Raw genomic sequence first — 17,306 nt, forward strand, 5'->3', positions numbered from 1 at the left:
CGATGCGGACGGGACACCGGCGGCTCCGTCGTTCCCGGGGTCCCCCGGTCGACGGCCACCCGGAGATCCCTCGATGCCTGCACAGACCACCTCCTCCGTGCCGCAGCCCTCGGCCTCACCGGACGAGCACGCCGAGCCGGACGAGACCGTCCGCCTGGGGCAGCCGGTGCTGTCCGACGACACGCGGCCGGTGCCCCGTGACCGCGGCCCGATCACCCCGGAGAGCACCGCCCCCGGAGGCGCGCCCGCGCCGGTCCCCGCTCCACCCGCCGATGCCCCGCAGGCCGCCGTCCCCGGGACCGACGCGGACCGGCCGGCCGACGCCGACCCCGCGGCCGAGCCGGTCGGGGCCGACACGGCCACCCCCGGATCAGCTCCCGTTCCCCCGGACGACGAGGACCACGAGACCCAGGACATCCGCTTCGCGCCCGGTGAGGCGCCCGGCGACCACCCCGCGCCCGCCGACGCCTCCTCGACCACGGTGTTGCCACCGGCTCCCCTGCCCGCCGACTCCCCCGGCCCGGACGACACCGTGCCGGCGGCCGCCGGCGCGGCGACTCCCGGCGACCAGGGCCTCGGAGAGCACGGCCCCGGAGAGCAGGGCCCCGGAGAGCAGGGCCCCGGCTCGGACGGCCCCGGAGAGCAGGGCCCCGGAGAGCAGGGCCCCGGCTCGGACGGCCCCGGTGGCCCCCCTCCCGGGGACGACGTCGCGACCGGCCGACCCTGGTGGCGGCGCCCGGCCGTCCTCGCCCCCGCCGCGGCCGTCGTCGTGCTGGGTGCGGCGTACGGCGGAGACCTGCTGGTCGCCGGCGGCGACGTGCCCCGCAACACCGTCGTCGCCGGGGTGGACGTCGGCGGGCTCTCCCCCGCCGCCGCTTCGGATCGGCTCCAGAGCGAACTGGCCCCCCGCGTGGGCGCCGACCACGTCGTGGTCGCCGACGACGTCGAGCTGCCCCTCTCCCCCGCCGCCGCGGGGATCACCCTCGACGTCGAGGGCACCGTCGACGCCGTCGACGACCAGCCGCTGAACCCCTGGACCCGCCTGGTGACGCTGTTCAGCGACCGGGCGGTCGACCCGGTGCTCGCGGTGCAGGACGACGCGCTGAGCACCCAGGTCGAGGCCATCGCCGCCCAGGTCGACCGCGCCCCCGTCGACGCGACGATCACCCTCGACGGGACGACGCCCACCGTCGTGACGCCCGAGCAGGGCCGCAGCCTCGACCGCGCGGGTGCCGCCGAGGCGATCACGGCCGCCCTGGCCTCGGGCGGGGACCCGGCCACCCCCATCGAGCTGCCCGTCGAGGTCGCCGAGGTGTCGGTGGACGCCGCGGAGGCGCAGCGGGTCCTGGACGAGACGGTGACCCCGGCCCTCGCCGCCCCGGTCACGGTGACCAGCCAGGACGGCGCCACGTCGGCCGAGATCCCGGTCGAGGCGATCGCCGCCTCGCTCACCTTCACCCCGCAGGAGGACGGCGTCCTCGCCGTCGCCGTCGACCCGGCCCACCTGCAGGAGGCCACGGGCGACGACCTCGCCGAGTTCGGCACCCCGGCCGAGGACGCCCGCTTCGAGATCTCCGGCGGCTCGGTCACCGTCGTCCCGTCGGTCGACGGCCAGGGGGTCGACCCCGCCGAGCTGGCCGGCCAGCTGCTCGCGGTGCTGCCCCAGCCGGCACCGCGCACGGTGACCGCCCAGCTGGGCCCGGTCCCGGCCGACCTCACCACCGAGGAGGCCCAGGCGCTGGGCATCCGCGAGGAGATCAGCTCCTTCACCACCACGACGACCAACAGCGCCAGCGGCACCAACATCCGCGTGGTGGCCGAGGAGGTGGACGGCGCGCTGGTCATGCCCGGCGAGACCTTCAGCCTCAACACCTTCACCGGCCCACGGGGCCGCGCGCAGGGCTACGTGCCCGCCAACGTGATCAGCGGCGGGGAGCTGTCGACGGCGGTCGGCGGCGGGATCAGCCAGTTCGCCACGACGATGTTCAACGCGGTCTTCTTCGCCGGCCTCGAGGACGTCTACCACAAGCCGCACAGCTTCTACATCAGCCGCTACCCGGCCGGCCGCGAAGCCACGGTCTACGAGGGCCAGATCGACCTGCAGTGGCGCAACGACGGCGACACCGGCGTCTTCGTCGACACGCAGTGGGAGCCTCGGGGCGGCGGTGGTGGCTCGATCACGGTGACCTTCTACGGGACCAAGCGGTACGAGATCGAGGCCATCGAGGGCGCCCGGACCAACTTCCGGCAGCCGGCGGTGCAGGAGAAGGTCGACGACGGCGACTGCATCCCCCAGTCCGGCGTCCAGGGGTTCGACATCACCGTGACCCGCGTGTTCCGCGACCTGCAGAGCGGCGCGGAGATCCGGCGCGAGACGTTCGACACCACCTACGCCGCCGAGGCGGTCATCCGCTGCGTGGCGCCCGAGCCGGAGCCCGAGGCCGACGCCGAACCGGCTCCCGAGGGCGAGACGGCCGAGTCCCCCGACCCGGGCGACTGACGCTCCTCCGATCGGGCGACCCGCGCGCCGGGTGACCGGCCCAGCCGCAGGTCGCCCGGTACCGCGGCGTGCACACTGGGGCGATGAGCACCGTCCTCCCCGGTGGGTCGCCGGCCGCCGCCGGCAGCACCCCGGACGGTGCCGACGCCGACCCGTCGGGCGCTCCGGCCGCGCTCCCCGTGGCCGCGGCTCCCGTGCGCGGACGGCTGGCCCGCTGGCCGGCACCGGTCCGCGTCCCGCTGCAGGTGCTGGGCCGGACCGTCGCCAAGGCGTGGGGTGACCGCATCCTCGGCCTCTCGGCGGAGGCTGCGTTCTGGCAGATCCTGTCGGTGCCGCCGCTGCTGATCGGGCTGCTGGGCTCGCTGGGCTACCTGGGCACCTTCATCGGCGAGGAGACCGTCGCCCGGATCGAGGACCAGCTGGTCGAGGCGTCGGCCCGCGCGCTCACGCCCGACGTCGTCGACTCCCTGGTGCAGCCGACCCTCAACGACATCCTCGGCTCCGGACGGCTCGACGTGGTCAGCGTCGGCTTCCTGCTCGCCCTGTGGGCCGGGTCGTCGGGCACGGCGACGTTCATGAACACGATCGTCATCGCCTACGACCAGCGCGACGTCCGCGGACCGATCCGCACCCGGCTCATGGCGCTGTGGCTGTTCGTCGTGGGCATGGTGCTCGCGGTGCTCACCCTGCCGCTGCTGGTGCTGGGCCGCGAGGTGCTGGTGTCACTCCTGCCGGCCGACTGGCGCGACACGGCCACGGTGCTGGTCAACGCCGTCTACTGGCCCGTCGTGCTGATCGGGCTGCTCCTGGCCCTGACCAGCTTCTACCACGTGGTGCTGCCGCGGCGGCTGCCCTGGCGGCGGCACCTGCCGGGCACCGTGCTCGCCGTCGCGTTCTTCATCGTGACCGCTCTGCTGACCCGCGCCTACGTGGCCGACATCCTCACCGCCACGCTGCCCTACGGAGCGCTGGCCACCCCGATCGCCGCGCTGCTGTTCTGCTTCTTCTTCGGCATGGCGGTGCTGCTCGGCGCCGAGCTGAACGCGACCATCCAGGCCCGCTGGCCGGCACCGCTGCGCCGCCACCAGAAGCGCCGGCAGGAGCGCCGGGCGGCCAAGCTCGAACGCGCCCGGCGGCTCGACCTGCTGTGACATCGTCGGCCTACCGGCCGACACCGCGACCACGTGCCGTTCCCCAGCAGCCCTGAGCCCGACCCGGCCCTCGTCGCGGAGGCCCCCGGCCCCCACTCCTCCAGCCGACCGCGGTCGCGAGGCCGGCGGCCCCGCGACCGGGGAGTCGGTCCTACTCCTTGCGGAGCTGCTCGTAGATCTCCTTGCACGCCGGGCACACCGGGCTGCCGGGCTTCGGGCTCTTGGTCACCGGGAACACCTCGCCGCAGAGCGCCTCGACGAGCGTGCCCATGACCGCGCTCTCGGCGATCTTGTTCTTCCGGACGTAGTGGAAGACCTCGTTGGCGTTGCCGGTGTCGCCCTCGCGGACGTCGGGCTTCTCGAGGAGGTCGGTGTTGCTCACGCGGTGCTCCCTGGAGGATCTGGGGACGGCTGCCGGGGGGCGCCCGCACCGCCGAGGCGGGGTCGGGCACGACTCCCTCGCCCACCATGATGTCAGGGTGCCCGCCCCGACCCTGCCGCTTCCCGTCCAGCTCTCCCCCGAGGTCGCCGATGCGCTCGGCGCGGGCCGCCCGGTGGTGGCGCTCGAGAGCACCCTGCTCGCCCACGGACTGCCGCGGCCGGACAACCGCGACGCCGCCGACCGGGTGGAGGCCGCCGTCCGGGCCGGGGGCGCGGTGCCGGCCACCATCGCCGTCCTCGACGGCGTGCCGCACGTGGGGTTGACAGCCGAGCAGGTCGACCGGGTGTGCGGCGACCCCGGCCTGGCCAAGCTCGGGGTCCGCGACCTGCCGGTGGCCGCCGCCCTGGGTCTCAGCGGCGCCACCACCGTGTCCAGCACCGCGCTGCTGGCGCAGCGGGCCGGCATCGGCGTGTTCGCCACCGGAGGGCTCGGCGGGGTGCACCGGCAGTCGGCCGACACGTTCGACGAGTCCGCCGACCTGGTCGCCCTGGCCCGCACCTCGCTGGTCGTGGTGTGCGCGGGGGTCAAGTCCATCCTCGACGTCCCGGCCACCCTCGAGCGGCTGGAGTCCCTGTCGGTGACCGTGGTCGGCTACCGGACGACGACCTTCCCGGGCTTCTACGTCGCCGACTCCGGCGCGACCCTCGACTGGTCGGTGGACGACGCCGAGCAGGCCGCCGCGGTCTTCGCCGCCCGCCGCGACCTGGCGCCGGGCGCCGTCGTCGTCGCCAACCCGCTGCCCGCCGACGAGCAGCTCGACCCCGACCTGCACGACCGGGTGATCTCCGGAGCACTGGCCGCGGCCGAGACGGCGGGGGTGCGCGGGAAGGCCGTGACCCCGTTCGTCCTCGACCACCTGCACCGGGCCAGCGAGGGCGCCACCCTGGCGGTCAACGTGCGGCTGGTGCTGCGCAACGCCGAGCTGGCCGGCCGGATCGCGGCGGCGCTGGCCGCCGTCCCCCGCTGAGCCGCCCGGTGCCGGTGGTGGTCGTCGGTGACCTGGTCACCGACGTGGTGGTGGTGCTCGACGGGGCGCCGGCCCCCGGGTCGGACCGGTCGGCGGCGATCAGCAGCCGCGGTGGCGGCGCCGGGGCCAACGTCGCCGTCCACCTGGCGGGGTTGGGCACCCCGGTCCTGTTCGCCGGCTGCGTGGGCGACGACCCCGCCGGGCGGGGGCTGGTCGACGAGCTCGTCGCCGCGGGGGTCACCCCGGCCGTGCGGACCGTGCCGGGCCTCGCCACCGGGACGGTCGTGTGCCTGGTGGAGCCCGGCGGGCAGCGCAGCATGCTCGCCGACCGCGGCGCCAACCTGGCGCTGCGCCCCGGGGACGTGCCGCCACCCGCCCGGGGCGGGCACCTGCACCTGTCCGGCTACACGCTGCTCGACCCGCGGCCGCGACCGGCGGGGCTGGCGGCACTGGCCGCGGCGGGGGGGGGGGGGGGGGGGGGGGGGGGGGGGGGGGGGGGGCGGCCGCCGCCCCCCCCCCCCCCCCCCCCCCGGCCCGCTGGCCCGCTACGGCGTCGAGCGCTGGCTGTCCGACACGGCCGCGGCCACGCTCGTGCTGCCCAACGAGGACGAGGCGCTGCTGCTCACCGGCTGCGCCGACGCGGCGAGCGCGGCCCGCACCCTCGCCGTCCGCCACCCCGTGGCCGTCGTCACGCTCGGCGCCGAGGGTGCGCTGTGGGCCTCCGGCGACGTGCTGGTGCACCGGCCGGCGCACCCGGCCGCCGTCGTCGACACGACCGGCGCCGGGGACGCCTTCACCGCCGGCCTGCTGGCCGCGTGGCTCGCCGACCCGGGCGGGGACCCGGGGCGGGCGCTGGACGCCGGCCTGGCGCGGGCGGCGACCGTGGTCGGCCGGCCGGGAGCCCGCTGAGGCCTCAGTGCTCGATGACCCGACCCGGGCGCGCGGGGTTCTCCAGGATGCGGTCGGGGCGCGGCGGGGCGTAGCGGTTGACGTCGAGCTTCTTCTTCGGTGGCGCGTCGTTGGCCATCATCACCGCGATCCACGGCAACACCGTGCCGAGGAACGCGAAGATCAGCGCCAGCCACAGCGTCTGGTAGAAGACCGCGGCGAGCACCAGGCTGACGCCGCGGACGGCCATCGTCAGCACGTACCGCTTCTTCCGTGCCGCGTGCTGCTCCTCCCGGCTGAGCTGGGCCTCGGTGATGAGGACCGGCTCGGCTCGGCGGGAACGCGCGTGCTGCTGGCTCGAGGCCACGGGTGTCCTTCCCTCCGCCGACCGGCGCACCGGCGTTCGGCAGATCCCCTCCGGTGACCGTGCCGCCCGGCGTCCCGACGGCGTCCGGGCCCGGCACGGCCCCGGGTCGTCGCCCATCGTGCCACCGGATCCGGGGCGGTGCAGGCGCCTCCGGCGCGCCGTCCTCAGGAGCTCGCGGCGGCCTTGGCGGCCTGCTTCCTCGCCTGCTTGAACTGGCGGACCTCGGCCAGCGACTCGGGGCCGGTGATGTCGGCGACCGAGCGGTGAGAGCCCTCCTCGCCGTACTCCCCCGCGGCCTCCCGCCAGCCGGGCGGGGTGACGCCGTACTGCTTGCCGAGCAGGGCGAGGAAGATCTTCGCCTTCTGCGCGCCGAACCCGGGCAGCTCCCCGATCCGCCCGAGCAGGGCGCGGCCGTCCGGCGCGTCGGCCCAGAGCGCCTCGGCCCGGCCGTCGTAGCGCTCGACCAGCAGCCGGCAGACCGCCTGCGCCCGTCTGGCCATCGACCCCGGGTAGCGGTGGATGGCCGGCGGCCCCTGGAACCACGCGGTCAGCTGCTCGGGGTCGGCGTCGGCGATGGCGGCCGCGGAGAGGGTGTCGACCCCCATGCGGTCGGCGAGCAGCCGGGGCCCGGAGAACGCCCGCTCCATCGGGAACTGCTGGTCGAGCAGCATGCCCAGGAGGAGGGCGAGCGGGTCACGGCCGAGCAGCTCGTCGGCGGCGGCGTCCTGCGTGATGCGGAGGGTCGGCACCCTCGCGATCCTGCCGCACCCGCCCCGGGGATGACCGACACGGCGTCTCTCCCGCCGCCCAGGCCGCCTCCTGAGCTCGCAGCTCGGGCATCACCGGCCGCAGTCCGGTGCCCCCTGCGCACCGCACTCCCGTGCGGCGATGAGTTCCCCGCTGGGCGACGGTCCACCTGTCATCGACCGCGCGAGGAGGAGCCACGTGGAGCAGCTGCTCAGAGTCCAGAACTTCACCGTCTCGAGTGACGGATTCGGAGCGGGTGAGCACCAGAGCCTGGAGAGACCGTTCGGCCACGCCGACCCCGGGGCCCTGTTCGCCTGGGCCGGCGCCACGGCGAGCTGGCCCAACCGCACCGATCCCGGCGGCAGCCGCGGGGTCGACGACTACTTCACCCGGGACTTCGCCCACAACATCGGCGCCGAGATCATGGGCCGCAACAAGTTCGGTCCGCAGCGCGGCCCGTGGCAGGACCACCAGTGGCAGGGCTGGTGGGGTGCCGAGCCGCCGTTCCACACCCCTGTGTTCGTGATGACCCACCATCCGCGCCCGTCGTTCACGCTCTCCGACACCACGTTCCACTTCGTCGACGCCGACGCGGCCACGGTCCTCGACCAGGCACGGCAGGCGGCCCAGGGCCGGGACGTCCGACTCGGCGGCGGGGCCACCGTCATCCGGCAGTTCCTCGACGCCGACCTCGTCGACACCCTGCACGTGGCGGTCTCACCGGTGGAGCTCGGCTCCGGCGTACGGCTCTGGACCTCACCCGAGGAGCTGCTCGACCGCTTCCACCTCGACGTCGTGCCCAGCCCCAGCGGCGTGACGCACCACGTGTTCTGGCGCAGGTGACAAGAGGGCACCCGAGACCACCCAGGACGGCTCGCACGGCTGTCGGTGCGAGCCCCGGTGCACGTGGCCTAGCGTCGCGCCATGACGACGGAGTCGATGCCCTGGTCCGCCGGGACGTGGACCGTCGCGCCGGTCGCGGTGTCGGAGCAGGGGCCGGACCTGTTCGTCACCGCGGCTGAGGGCAGCGACGCCTGGCGGCACACGGCCTACGGCTTCGTGCACGACGACGCGCACGCGCTGCTCGCCACGTTGACCGAACCGGGCGCGGTCGAGGTCTCCTTCGGCGCAACCTACGGCGAGCAGTTCGACCAGGCGGGGCTCGTGCTGCGGGCCGACGCGGAGACGTGGCTCAAGGCCGGCGTCGAGGTCTCCGACGGTGCACTCCAGGTCGGCGCCGTCGTCACCCTGGGCCGCTCCGACTGGTCGGTGGCGCCGGTGCCGGAGTGGGCCGGGCGCCGGGTGACCGTCCGCGCGAGCCGTACCGGGGACGCGGTGACCGTGCGCGCGCGGGTCGACGACGAGCCGTTCCGCCTGGTTCGCGTCGCCCCCTTCCCGGCCGGCGTCCCGGTCGCGGCGGGCCCGTACTGCTGCGCCCCCACACGGGCGGGTCTGGTCGTCCGCTTCCACCGGTGGGCCACCGGCCCGGCCGACGCCGCCCTGCACTGAGCCTCAGCCGCCAGGACCGCCAGGACGGTCCCGCCGCGCTGCTGCCTCACACCGGACCGGTCCTCCGGTGGCTCCAGGTACCACGCCGCCGCGAGCGGTCGACTGCTCCGGTGACGGACGTGCTGCTCGAGGCTCAGGCCAGCTGGTTGATGCGGATCAGGTTGCCCGCGGGGTCGCGGAAGGCGCAGTCGCGCACGCCGTAGTCCTGGTCCATGGGCTCCTGCAGCACCTCGGCACCACCGGCCTCCAGCGTGGCGAAGACGCCGTCGAGGTCGTCGCTGGCCAGCGTGACGGCGGTGTAGTTGCCCTTGGCGATCAGCTCGAGGATGGTCCGGCGCTCCTCGTCGGTGATGGTCGGGTCGGCAGCCGGCGGGTGCAGGACGATGGACGTCTCCGGCTGGTCGGGCGGACCCACCGTGATCCACCGCATGTCCCCGTAGCCGACGTCGTTGCGGACCTCGAACCCGAGGGCGTCCCGGTAGAAGGCCAGCGAGGCCTCCGGATCGGTGTGCGGCAGGAAGGTGTAGTGGATGATCAACTTCATGCCGGTCACGGTAGTGACGGCGCCGCGACCTGGGCTTCTCGATTCCTGACCGGTCTGGTCACCTGCTTGGCCAGGCACGGTGGGATCCCCGCGGTGGCCTGGCCGGCCCGCTCCCGGTAGGTGCTCGGGGGCATGCCGACCAGCTCGGTGAAGCGGGTGCTGAAGGTCCCCAGCGATCCGTAGCCGACCGCGAAGCAGATGTCGGTGACGCTGAGGCCGCCCCGCCGGAGCAGCGTCATCGCGCGCTCGATGCGCCGCGTCATGAGATACGCGTACGGCGACTCGCCGTAGGCCCGGCGGAACGCCCGGCTGAGGTGCCCGGCCGACATGTGCACCTCGCGAGCGAGCGCCTCGACGTCCAGCGGCTGCGCGTACTCCCGGTCGATGCGGTCGCGCACACGCCGCAGGCGGACGAGGTTCTCCAGGTGGTGCTCCGGGACGGGGCCGCTGGTCACAGGCGGGATCGTAGGACCCGTCGGCGTCGCCGGGCCGTCCACGGCGGCCGTCGCCGGAGCGTCCCGGCGAGGGCCGGGCAGCCGGGCGGCCCGGCGGGGTTGGGGAGCCGCCATGACAGAGGATGGCGCGGTGCGTGCCGTGGTGAGCAGGGTCGGTACAGCCGCTGTCGAGGTGGACGGCGAGGTCGTCGGCGCGATCGGGCCCGGCCTGCTGGCGCTGGTGGGGGTCGGCCGCGACGACGACGCCGACCGGGCGCGCGCGCTCGCCCGCAAGGTCCACGAGCTGCGGGTGTTCCCGACCGACGACGGCGCCCGGTCGGTGGGCGACCTCGGCCTGCCGGTGCTCGTCGTCAGCCAGTTCACCCTCTACGCCGACACCCGCAAGGGCCGCCGTCCCTCGTGGGACGCCGCCGCTCCCGGCGAGGTGGCCGAGCCGCTGGTGGAGGAGGTCGTCGCCGAGCTGCGCCGGCGCGGGAGCGAGGTGGCCACCGGGGTGTTCGGCGCGCGGATGCTCGTCTCCTCGGTGAACGAGGGCCCGATGACCTTGCTCCTGGAGGTCTGAGCCGTCGCAGCGCTGGGTAATCCCGGGTGACGCAACACACGCCCTGTGCATTTGCTGTGAAGAGGGCATCAGTGGAACACCCGAGCGGGTCGGGGCCGTTGGACAGGGCGTACCACGACGGACACACGAGCGAGGTTCCGCGGCCGACCGAGCCGGCCGACCGGAGCCCCACCCACGACGCCCGGACGCACCGTCGCCACCGCCGACCGACGGACGCATCCGAACCGAAGGCAAGGACGAAGACAGATCGTGACGCTGCTGCAGTCTTCCCCCACCGACACCCTCGAGGTGCGCTCCCGGACCGCGCGCCGCGAGCCCGACACCAGTGGTCTGGTCTCCACCGACCTGGTCCGGGTGTACCTCAACACCATCGGCAAGACCGCGCTGCTCACGGCCGAGCAGGAAGTCGAGCTGGCCAAGCGGATCGAGGCCGGCCTCTACGCCGAGCGGCTCCTGGCCGAGCGCCAGCTGACCCCGGCCCTCCAGCGGGACTACAAGGCCCTGGCCATCGACGGCAAGGCCGCCAAGCGGCACCTGCTGGAGGCCAACCTGCGGCTGGTCGTCTCGGTGGCCAAGCGCTACACCGGGCACGGCATGACGTTCCTGGACCTCATCCAGGAGGGCAACGTCGGCCTGATCCGTGCGGTCGAGAAGTTCGACTACACCAAGGGCTTCAAGTTCTCGACGTACGCGACGTGGTGGATCCGCCAGGCCATCACCCGCGCGATGGCCGACTCCGGCCGCACGATCCGGCTGCCCGTGCACCTCGCCGAGCAGGTCAACAAGGTGGTGCGCACCCGGCGCCGGATCCACCAGGAGCTGGAGCGCGAGCCCACCGCCGAGGAGCTCGGTCTCGAGCTGGACATGACCCCGGAGCGGATCACCGAGCTGCTCGAGTACTCCCGCGACCTGGTCAGCCTCGACCAGACCGTCGGCGCCGACGAGGAGTCCCGCCTCGGTGACTTCATCGAGGACGCCGACGCCGCGGTCGCCGAGGACGCGGTCGCCTTCCAGATGATGAAGGGCGACGTCCGCAACGTGCTGTCGACGCTGGAGGAGCGGGAGCGCGACGTCGTCGTGCTGCGCTTCGGCCTGGACGGCGGCCAGCCGCGGACGCTCGAGCAGATCGGCAAGCAGTTCGGCCTCTCCCGCGAGCGGGTGCGCCAGATCGAGCGCGAGACGATGGCCAAGCTCCGCGACCCGGAGCGCGCCGACGCCCTGCGCGACTACCTCGCCTGAGGGAGGACCCCGTCCTCCTCACCCCCCGCTCGGGGGAGCCTCTGGACGGGGCCGTTCCACCGAGTACCACACCGAGAGCCGGTCACCTGCGGGTGACCGGCTCTCGGCGTCCGTGCCGCGCGGGGGACCGGTGACGGGACCGGCCGGGCGCGCGACCCTGGAGGGCGGCGCACCCGGAGGCACGACATGACCACTCCCCCCGCCGAGACCTTCCAGGTCTCCGCTGACGCCGCCGAGCTGTACGAGGCGCGCTTCGTCCCGGCGATCTTCGCCGAGTGGGCGCCGTTGCTCCTGGACATCGCCGACGTCCGCCCCGGCCAGGCCGTCCTCGACGCCGCCTGCGGTACCGGGATCGTCGCGCGGACCGCGGCCGACCGGCTCGCCGGGAACGGCCGCGTGGTGGGCCTGGACCTCAACGAGGCCATGCTCACGGTGGCCCGCCGGGTCCGGCCGGACCTCGAGTGGCGACAGGGGGACGTGGCGGCCCTGCCGTTCCCCGACGCCGAGTTCGACGCGGTCCTGTGCTCGATGGCGCTCATGTTCTTCCCCGACCGGGACGCCTCGCTCCGGGAGATGGTGCGGGTGACCCGGCCCGGCGGGGTGGTCGCGCTGTGCGTGCCCGCGGCGCTGCCCGACCAGCCCGCCTACGGCCCGTTCGTCGACATGGTCGTGGCGCACGCCGGGGACGCCGCCCGCTCCCTGCTCGGGACCTACTGGTCCTGCGGCGACCTCGACCGGCTCCGCGCGACCCTCACCGACGCCGGGCTGCAGGTGGTGGCGACCCGCACGCACGTGGGGACGGCGGCCTTCGCCTCGGCCGAGGCGCTGGCGGTCACCGAGGTCGAGGGCTCACCACTCGCGCAGCGGATCACACCGGAGGTGTACGACCGCATCCGCGCCGGCGCCCGGGAGGTGCTCGGTCCGTTCACGTCGCCGGACGGCACGGTGGCCGCCCCACTGGCCGGGCACCTGGTCGCCGGCCGGACGCCGGAGCCCTGAACGAGGGCCCCGCCACCCCGCGTGGTCCTCCCTCACACGCCGGGGACGCGCATCCGCCGGGGGCCGGGCTCGATCCGGGCCGTCGGTGGGCCGATCCGGACGACCGCGCCGGCGACCACCAGCGACCGACCGCCGTGCCAGGGGTTGGCCGGGCCCACGATCACCGGCTCCAGGCGCAGGCCCAGCACCTCGGGGAGGTCGTCGGCCAGCCGCGCCACGCGCAGCAGCAGGTCCTCCAGGGCCGCGACGTCGACCGGCTCCGAGCCGCGGTAGCCGTTCAGCAGCGGCCAGGCCCGCGGCGCCCGGACCAGTTCGGCGGCGTCGAGGTCGGTCAGCGGCAGCGTGCGGTAGGCACGGTCGCCGAGCAGGTCGGTGGCGACGCCGCCCAGGCCGAAGCTGACCAGCGCGCCGAACGACGGGTCGTCGACGACCTCCACCACGGTCGCCACCCCGGGCGCGGCCATCTCCTGCACGATCACCGGGTCGCCGGAGGGGATGGCGGCGAAGGCGGTGCGCACCGCGTCGGCGTTCCCGAGGTCCAGCCGGACGCCGCCGAGGTCGGACCGGTGCCGCAGCCACGGGGCCGTCGACTTGAGCACGACCGGGTAGCCGATCTCCTCGGCCGCGGCCACGGCTGCCTCGGCGTCGCTCACCGTGCGGGTGCCCAGCAGCGGCACGCCGTAGGCGGCCAGCAACGCGATGGTCTCCTCGTCGGTGAGCGCGCGACCTCCGGGCGCGTCGGCGAGCGCGTGCTCCACGAGGTCCCGGGCCGCCGCCTCGTCGACGCCGGGCAGCTCCGGCACCTCCCCCACCGGCCGGCTGCGCCACCGCGCGTACTCGACCACCTTGGCGAGGGAGATCACCGCCCGCTCCGGCGTGGAGTAGGACGGCACCGAGCAGCGGGCCGGCGTCCCGTCCTCGCCTGGGACGGCCAGCTCCGGCGGGATGCCCTCGGTCGACAGGAAGGTCGCCACGATCGGCTTGTCGGCCCCCGTGGCGACCTCCAGCAGGGCGCGGCCGAACTCGGCCGAGCCCCGGCTGACCGGCGGCAGGAACACCGCGACGACGGCGTCCACGCCCGGGTCGTCCACCGCCTCCTGCAGCGCCGCCCGGAACTCCTCGGCCGAGCCCCCGGCGCCGATGTCGGTGGGCGCCTCCCGGGCGAGCCGCATGCCCTCCTCCAGCACGGCGTCGGAGACGAGCACGCCCATCGCGGTGGAGTTGCCGACGACGGCGACGCGGTCACCGGCCGGCAGCGGCTGGTGGGCCAGCAGCGTGCCGACGTCGAACAGCTGGGCCAGCGTCTGCACCCGGATGACCCCGGCCGACGCGAACAGCGCCCCCACCGACTCCTCCGGCACCGGGACCGACGTGCCGGCCAGGCCCTCGGTCATCCGCACGTGCCGGCCGCTCTTGACGGCCACCACCGGCTTGTCGCGGCCGACGCGGCGGGCCAGGCGGGCGAACTTGCGGGGGTTGCCGAAGCTCTCCAGGTGCAGCAGCACCACCTCGGTGCCCGGATCGGTGGCCCAGAACTGCAGCAGGTCGTTGCCGCTCACGTCGGCGCGGTTGCCGGCCGACACGAAGCTGGACAGCCCGATGTTGCGGCTGCGCGCCTGCTCGAGCAGCGCCGACCCCAGCGCCCCGGACTGGGCGAAGAAGCCCACCCGCCCGCGGCCGGGCACCCGCGGCGCGAGGCTGGCGTTCAACCGCACCGCCGGGTCGGTGTTGACGATCCCCAGGCAGTTGGGGCCGACCACCCGCATGCCCGAGGCGCGGGCCGAGGCCACCAGCTGCCGCTCGGCGAGCCGCCCCTCCGGGCCGGACTCCCCGAACCCGCCGGAGATCACCACCAGCCCGCGGACGCCCTTGCGCCGGCACGCCTCCACGACGCCGGCCACCTCGTCGGCCGGCACTGCCAGCACGGCGAGGTCGACGTCGTCCGGGATCGACTCGATGTCGGCGTACGCCGGGACGCCGCGGACGTGCCGGGTACCGGGGTTGACCGGGTAGATCGGGCCGCGGAAGCCGTAGTCGAGCAGGTGCCGCAGGACGGCGTGGCCGAGCTTCCCCTCGTCGTTGCTCGCCCCGACCACAGCGACCGACGACGGGGTGAGCAGCCGGGCGATCGATCGGGACTCGCTGCGCTGCTCGCGCTCGTAGAGCACCGCGAGCGCCGTCTCGGTCGGCGCGATCGGGAAGGTGAGGTGGACGACGCCCTCCTCGTACGTGCGCTCCGGGGTGTAGCCGGCGTCGAGGAAGACCCGCACCATCCGGTTGTTCTGCGCCAGCACCTCGGCCACGAACCGCTGGATGCCCCGTTCCCGCGCCGCGGCGCCCAGGTGCTCCAGCAGCACCGAGCCCAGGCCGCGGCCCTGGTGGGCGTCCTCGATGAGGAAGGCGACCTCGGCGTCGTCGGTGCCGGGGTACCGGTCGTACCGGCCGACCCCGATGACCTGGTCACCGAGCACGAGCACGAAGGCCACCCGCGAGTCGTGGTCGACGTGGGTGAACCGGTGGAGGTCCTTCTCCGACAGCCGCTTCATCGGCCCGAAGAACCGGTAGTAGCGGGTCTGGTCGGAGCTGCGGTCCATGAGGCCGACCAGGCCCTCGGCGTCGCTGGGCCGGATCGGGCGCAGGTGCACCGTGCCGCCGTCGGCGGCGATGACGTCGGCCTCCCAGTGCGCCGGCGCGGCGGGGGGCTCGGGCTCCGCGGCTGTCGGCCGCCCGTCGGGGGTCTCCTCGACGGCGACCTGCGGGGTGGAGGTGTGCTGCTCAGTCACGGGGGTCGTCCGGGTCCAGGCCGAAGTAGGGCAACGAGGCTCGGCGGGTGCGGGTGATCGCCCGGTCGACCCGGGACTCGGTGAAGGGGTCCCAGTGCGAGAACCCGGTGTACCCGCCCTCGGTCATGTGCGTCGGCGGGCGGGCGCGCAGACCGCGCCGGACGACGTCCTCCCGCCAGGACTCCGGGATCTCGGTCGCCGGGTCCAGCCGGTGCCCGCTGGCCTCGGCGATGAGGTGGGTCCAGGCGCGCGGCACGCACCGGACCAGGCCGTAGCCACCGCCGCCGAGTGCCAGCCAGCGGCCGTCGCAGACCTCGTGGGCCAGGTCGTGCAACGCGCGGTAGCTGGCCCGCTGGCCGTCGACGGTGAGCGCGAGGTCGGCCAGGGGGTCCTCGTGGTGGGCGTCGCAGCCGCACTGGGTCACCAGGATCTCCGGCTGGAAGGCCTTGAGCACGCTGGGCACGACCGCGTGGAAGGCCCGCAGCCAGCCGGAGTCGTCGGTGCCGTTGGGCAGGGCGAGGTTGACCGCGCTGCCGAGGGCCTGCTCCGGGTCGCCGGTCTCCTCCGGGTACCCGGTGCCCGGGAACAGGGTCAGCGGCGTCTGGTGGATGCTGACGGTGAGCACCCGCGGGTCGTCGTAGAAGGCGGCCTGGACGCCGTCGCCGTGGTGGACGTCGATGTCGACGTAGGCGATCCGCTGGTGCCCCTGGGCCAGGAGCCACGCGATCGCCACCGCCGCGTCGTTGAACACGCAGAAGCCCGAGGCACGGTCGCGCATGGCGTGGTGCAGGCCGCCGGAGATGTTGACCGCGTGCTGCGCCCGGCCGCGGTGCACCTGTTCCGCGGCGAGCACGCTGCCGCCGGTGATCAGCGCCGCGGCGTCGTACATCCCCTCGAAGACCGGGTTGTCCGGCGTACCGAGGCCGAAGCCGATGTCGGGGTCGGCCGGGGCCCGCTTGACGGCCTCCAGGTAGGCGGGGTCGTGCACGAGGGTGAGCAGGTCGACGTCGGCCGGTGTCGGGCGCAACACCTCCAGCCGGTCGGTGGCCAGGACGCCGAGGGAGTCGGCCAGCCGCATGGTGAGGTCCAGCCGGACCGGGTGCAGGGGGTGGTCCCCGCCCATCGTGTAGCCGAGCAGCGCGTCGTCCCAGACGACGGCGACCGAGTCACTCACCAGCTCTCCTCGCTGCGTGCTCGGGACCGGCCGACGGTGGACGGCCCCGGGACGAGTCCAGCGCGACGCTACCGCCGGACCCCGGCCGACGTGCCCGTCCGGCCGCGCCGCGTGACCCGGCGCACGGCGCTCCGCCCCGTACCATCGACGTGACCACGGAGGAGACCTGTGAACGACCTCATCGACACCACCGAGATGTACCTCCGGACGATCTTCGAGCTGGAGGAGGAGGGGATCGTCCCCCTCCGCGCCCGCATCGCGGAGCGACTGCACCAGAGCGGCCCGACGGTGAGCCAGACCGTCGCCCGGATGGAGCGCGACGGGCTGCTGACGGTCGAGGGCGACCGGCACCTGCAGCTGTCCGAGCAGGGGCGGCAGCTGGCCACGGCGGTCATGCGCAAGCACCGCCTCGCCGAGTGCCTGCTCGTCGACGTGATCGGGCTGGACTACGCCGACGTCCACGAGGAGGCGTGCCGCTGGGAGCACGTCATGAGCGAGGCGGTGGAGCGCAAGCTGCTCAGCCTGCTCGGCAACCCCACCGTGTCGCCGTTCGGCAACCCGATCCCGGGCCTGGACGCGCTGGGTGGCGAGACCTCCGCGGTGCTGGACTCGCTGACGCTGCTGTCGACCACCGCCACGCCCGAGGGGCGCCCGGTGGAGATCAAGCGGATCAGCGAGCAGCTGCAGGAGCACTCCGACCTCATGCGCGCGCTGGCCGACCAGGGGGTGCGCCCGGGCGCCAAGGGGACGGCCCAGCTCGTCTCGGGATCGGTCAGCCTCGACGGGTACGTGCTGCCGGCCGGGGTGGCCCAGCACGTGTTCGTCAGCGCCCTCGACGAGGAGCTGACCCCCGCCGAGGCGGCTCCCCGCCTCTGAGCGGCGGCCGACCGGGCGACCGGTCCGCGGACCGCGGGGCCGGTCGCGCTCACTACGGTGGGCCCGACCGGCCCCGTCGCACGTCCGGGGCCCGGAGGACGAG

At 74.8% G+C, this 17,306-nt stretch carries 17 protein-coding genes and 1 pseudogene; 11 read left to right on the plus strand and 7 right to left on the minus strand.

What is annotated here, in order from left to right; genetic code table 11:
• Nucleotides 1–73 precede the first annotated feature (73 nt).
• A complete protein-coding gene (locus ACI79I_RS12555; RefSeq protein ID WP_456992671.1) occupies nucleotides 74–2,500 on the plus strand; it encodes a VanW family protein in 2,427 nt (808 codons plus the stop codon).
• Nucleotides 2,501–2,583: 83 nt separating this feature from the next.
• Entirely contained in the window at nucleotides 2,584–3,651 is a 1,068-nt protein-coding gene (locus tag ACI79I_RS12560) for a YihY/virulence factor BrkB family protein (RefSeq protein WP_456992672.1), read from the plus strand.
• A 151-nt stretch (nucleotides 3,652–3,802) separates the two neighbouring features.
• Here ACI79I_RS12560 and ACI79I_RS12565 read toward each other — a convergent pair whose 3' ends face one another.
• Nucleotides 3,803–4,033: a DUF3039 domain-containing protein gene (locus ACI79I_RS12565; RefSeq protein WP_456943962.1), complete on the minus strand. Its 231-nt coding sequence runs from the start codon at nucleotides 4,031–4,033 to the stop codon at nucleotides 3,803–3,805.
• 97 nt (nucleotides 4,034–4,130) lie between these two features.
• Here ACI79I_RS12565 and ACI79I_RS12570 point away from each other — a divergent pair, with 97 nt between their 5' ends.
• The 3 genes and pseudogenes from ACI79I_RS12570 (at nucleotide 4,131) to ACI79I_RS12580 (ending at nucleotide 5,969) form a co-directional block, all read left to right on the plus strand.
• Nucleotides 4,131–5,060, plus strand: a complete 930-nt coding sequence (locus tag ACI79I_RS12570) for a pseudouridine-5'-phosphate glycosidase (protein ID WP_456992673.1) — start codon at nucleotides 4,131–4,133, stop codon at nucleotides 5,058–5,060.
• A 53-nt stretch (nucleotides 5,061–5,113) separates the two neighbouring features.
• Nucleotides 5,114–5,458 (plus strand): annotated as a pseudogene (locus ACI79I_RS12575) (carbohydrate kinase family protein); the annotation flags it as partial.
• A 193-nt stretch (nucleotides 5,459–5,651) separates the two neighbouring features.
• Nucleotides 5,652–5,969, plus strand: coding sequence for a carbohydrate kinase family protein (locus ACI79I_RS12580; protein WP_456992674.1), 318 nt, complete (start codon nucleotides 5,652–5,654; stop codon nucleotides 5,967–5,969).
• Between the two features lie 4 nt (nucleotides 5,970–5,973).
• Here the strand turns inward: ACI79I_RS12580 and ACI79I_RS12585 are convergent, their stop codons facing one another.
• Complete coding sequence (locus ACI79I_RS12585) at nucleotides 5,974–6,315, minus strand: DUF3099 domain-containing protein (protein ID WP_456992675.1); 342 nt, start codon at nucleotides 6,313–6,315, stop codon at nucleotides 5,974–5,976.
• Nucleotides 6,316–6,479: 164 nt separating this feature from the next.
• Nucleotides 6,480–7,064: an HhH-GPD-type base excision DNA repair protein gene (locus ACI79I_RS12590; RefSeq protein ID WP_456992676.1), complete on the minus strand. Its 585-nt coding sequence runs from the start codon at nucleotides 7,062–7,064 to the stop codon at nucleotides 6,480–6,482.
• A gap of 196 nt (nucleotides 7,065–7,260) precedes the next feature.
• On the opposite strand from ACI79I_RS12590, the gene ACI79I_RS12595 reads away from it, so the two are divergent.
• Nucleotides 7,261–7,905 (plus strand): dihydrofolate reductase family protein, encoded by a 645-nt coding sequence (locus tag ACI79I_RS12595; RefSeq protein ID WP_456992677.1) that lies wholly within the window; start codon nucleotides 7,261–7,263, stop codon nucleotides 7,903–7,905.
• 81 nt (nucleotides 7,906–7,986) lie between these two features.
• Entirely contained in the window at nucleotides 7,987–8,571 is a 585-nt protein-coding gene (locus ACI79I_RS12600; RefSeq protein WP_456992678.1) for a DUF1349 domain-containing protein, read from the plus strand.
• Nucleotides 8,572–8,704: 133 nt separating this feature from the next.
• Here the strand turns inward: ACI79I_RS12600 and ACI79I_RS12605 are convergent, their stop codons facing one another.
• The gene (locus ACI79I_RS12605) at nucleotides 8,705–9,115 is read right to left on the minus strand and encodes a VOC family protein (RefSeq protein ID WP_456992679.1); all 411 of its coding nucleotides are present in this window, start codon (nucleotides 9,113–9,115) and stop codon (nucleotides 8,705–8,707) included.
• Between the two features lie 5 nt (nucleotides 9,116–9,120).
• Nucleotides 9,121–9,570, minus strand: coding sequence for a helix-turn-helix transcriptional regulator (locus ACI79I_RS12610; RefSeq protein ID WP_456992680.1), 450 nt, complete (start codon nucleotides 9,568–9,570; stop codon nucleotides 9,121–9,123).
• A 112-nt stretch (nucleotides 9,571–9,682) separates the two neighbouring features.
• Here ACI79I_RS12610 and dtd point away from each other — a divergent pair, with 112 nt between their 5' ends.
• The 3 genes from dtd (at nucleotide 9,683) to ACI79I_RS12625 (ending at nucleotide 12,370) form a co-directional block, all read left to right on the plus strand.
• Complete coding sequence (dtd, locus tag ACI79I_RS12615; protein ID WP_456992681.1) at nucleotides 9,683–10,132, plus strand: D-aminoacyl-tRNA deacylase; 450 nt, start codon at nucleotides 9,683–9,685, stop codon at nucleotides 10,130–10,132.
• A gap of 249 nt (nucleotides 10,133–10,381) precedes the next feature.
• Complete coding sequence (sigB, locus tag ACI79I_RS12620; protein WP_456943974.1) at nucleotides 10,382–11,371, plus strand: RNA polymerase sigma factor SigB; 990 nt, start codon at nucleotides 10,382–10,384, stop codon at nucleotides 11,369–11,371.
• 186 nt (nucleotides 11,372–11,557) lie between these two features.
• Nucleotides 11,558–12,370 carry a class I SAM-dependent methyltransferase gene (locus tag ACI79I_RS12625; protein ID WP_456992682.1) on the plus strand — a complete coding sequence of 271 codons (813 nt, stop codon included), beginning with the start codon at nucleotides 11,558–11,560 and terminating at the stop codon, nucleotides 12,368–12,370.
• Nucleotides 12,371–12,402: 32 nt separating this feature from the next.
• On the opposite strand, the gene ACI79I_RS12630 is transcribed toward ACI79I_RS12625, so the two are convergent.
• Nucleotides 12,403–15,153, minus strand: coding sequence for a bifunctional acetate--CoA ligase family protein/GNAT family N-acetyltransferase (locus ACI79I_RS12630; protein WP_456992683.1), 2,751 nt, complete (start codon nucleotides 15,151–15,153; stop codon nucleotides 12,403–12,405).
• Nucleotides 15,146–16,327 (minus strand): acetoin utilization protein AcuC, encoded by a 1,182-nt coding sequence (locus ACI79I_RS12635; RefSeq protein ID WP_456992684.1) that lies wholly within the window; start codon nucleotides 16,325–16,327, stop codon nucleotides 15,146–15,148. Before ACI79I_RS12635 ends, ACI79I_RS12630 begins: the two co-directional genes overlap by 8 nt.
• Before the next feature lie 168 nt (nucleotides 16,328–16,495).
• Between ACI79I_RS12635 and ACI79I_RS12640 the strand changes: the two genes are divergently transcribed.
• A complete protein-coding gene (locus ACI79I_RS12640; protein WP_456992685.1) occupies nucleotides 16,496–17,203 on the plus strand; it encodes a metal-dependent transcriptional regulator in 708 nt (235 codons plus the stop codon).
• Nucleotides 17,204–17,306: the final 103 nt, after the last annotated feature.

It is taken from the genome of Geodermatophilus sp. SYSU D01105 (assembly GCF_054050095.1).

What these genes read in the sequence shown, in the direction of transcription:
- ACI79I_RS12555 (WP_456992671.1), top strand. Translation starts at nt 74, where the DNA reads ATGCCTGCACAGACCACCTCCTCCGTGCCGCAGCCCTCGGCCTCACCG.
- ACI79I_RS12560 (WP_456992672.1), top strand. Translation starts at nt 2,584, where the DNA reads ATGAGCACCGTCCTCCCCGGTGGGTCGCCGGCCGCCGCCGGCAGCACC.
- ACI79I_RS12600 (WP_456992678.1), top strand. Translation starts at nt 7,987, where the DNA reads ATGACGACGGAGTCGATGCCCTGGTCCGCCGGGACGTGGACCGTCGCG.
- ACI79I_RS12605 (WP_456992679.1), bottom strand. Translation starts at nt 9,115, where the DNA reads ATGAAGTTGATCATCCACTACACCTTCCTGCCGCACACCGATCCGGAG.
- dtd (WP_456992681.1), top strand. Translation starts at nt 9,683, where the DNA reads ATGACAGAGGATGGCGCGGTGCGTGCCGTGGTGAGCAGGGTCGGTACA.
- ACI79I_RS12625 (WP_456992682.1), top strand. Translation starts at nt 11,558, where the DNA reads ATGACCACTCCCCCCGCCGAGACCTTCCAGGTCTCCGCTGACGCCGCC.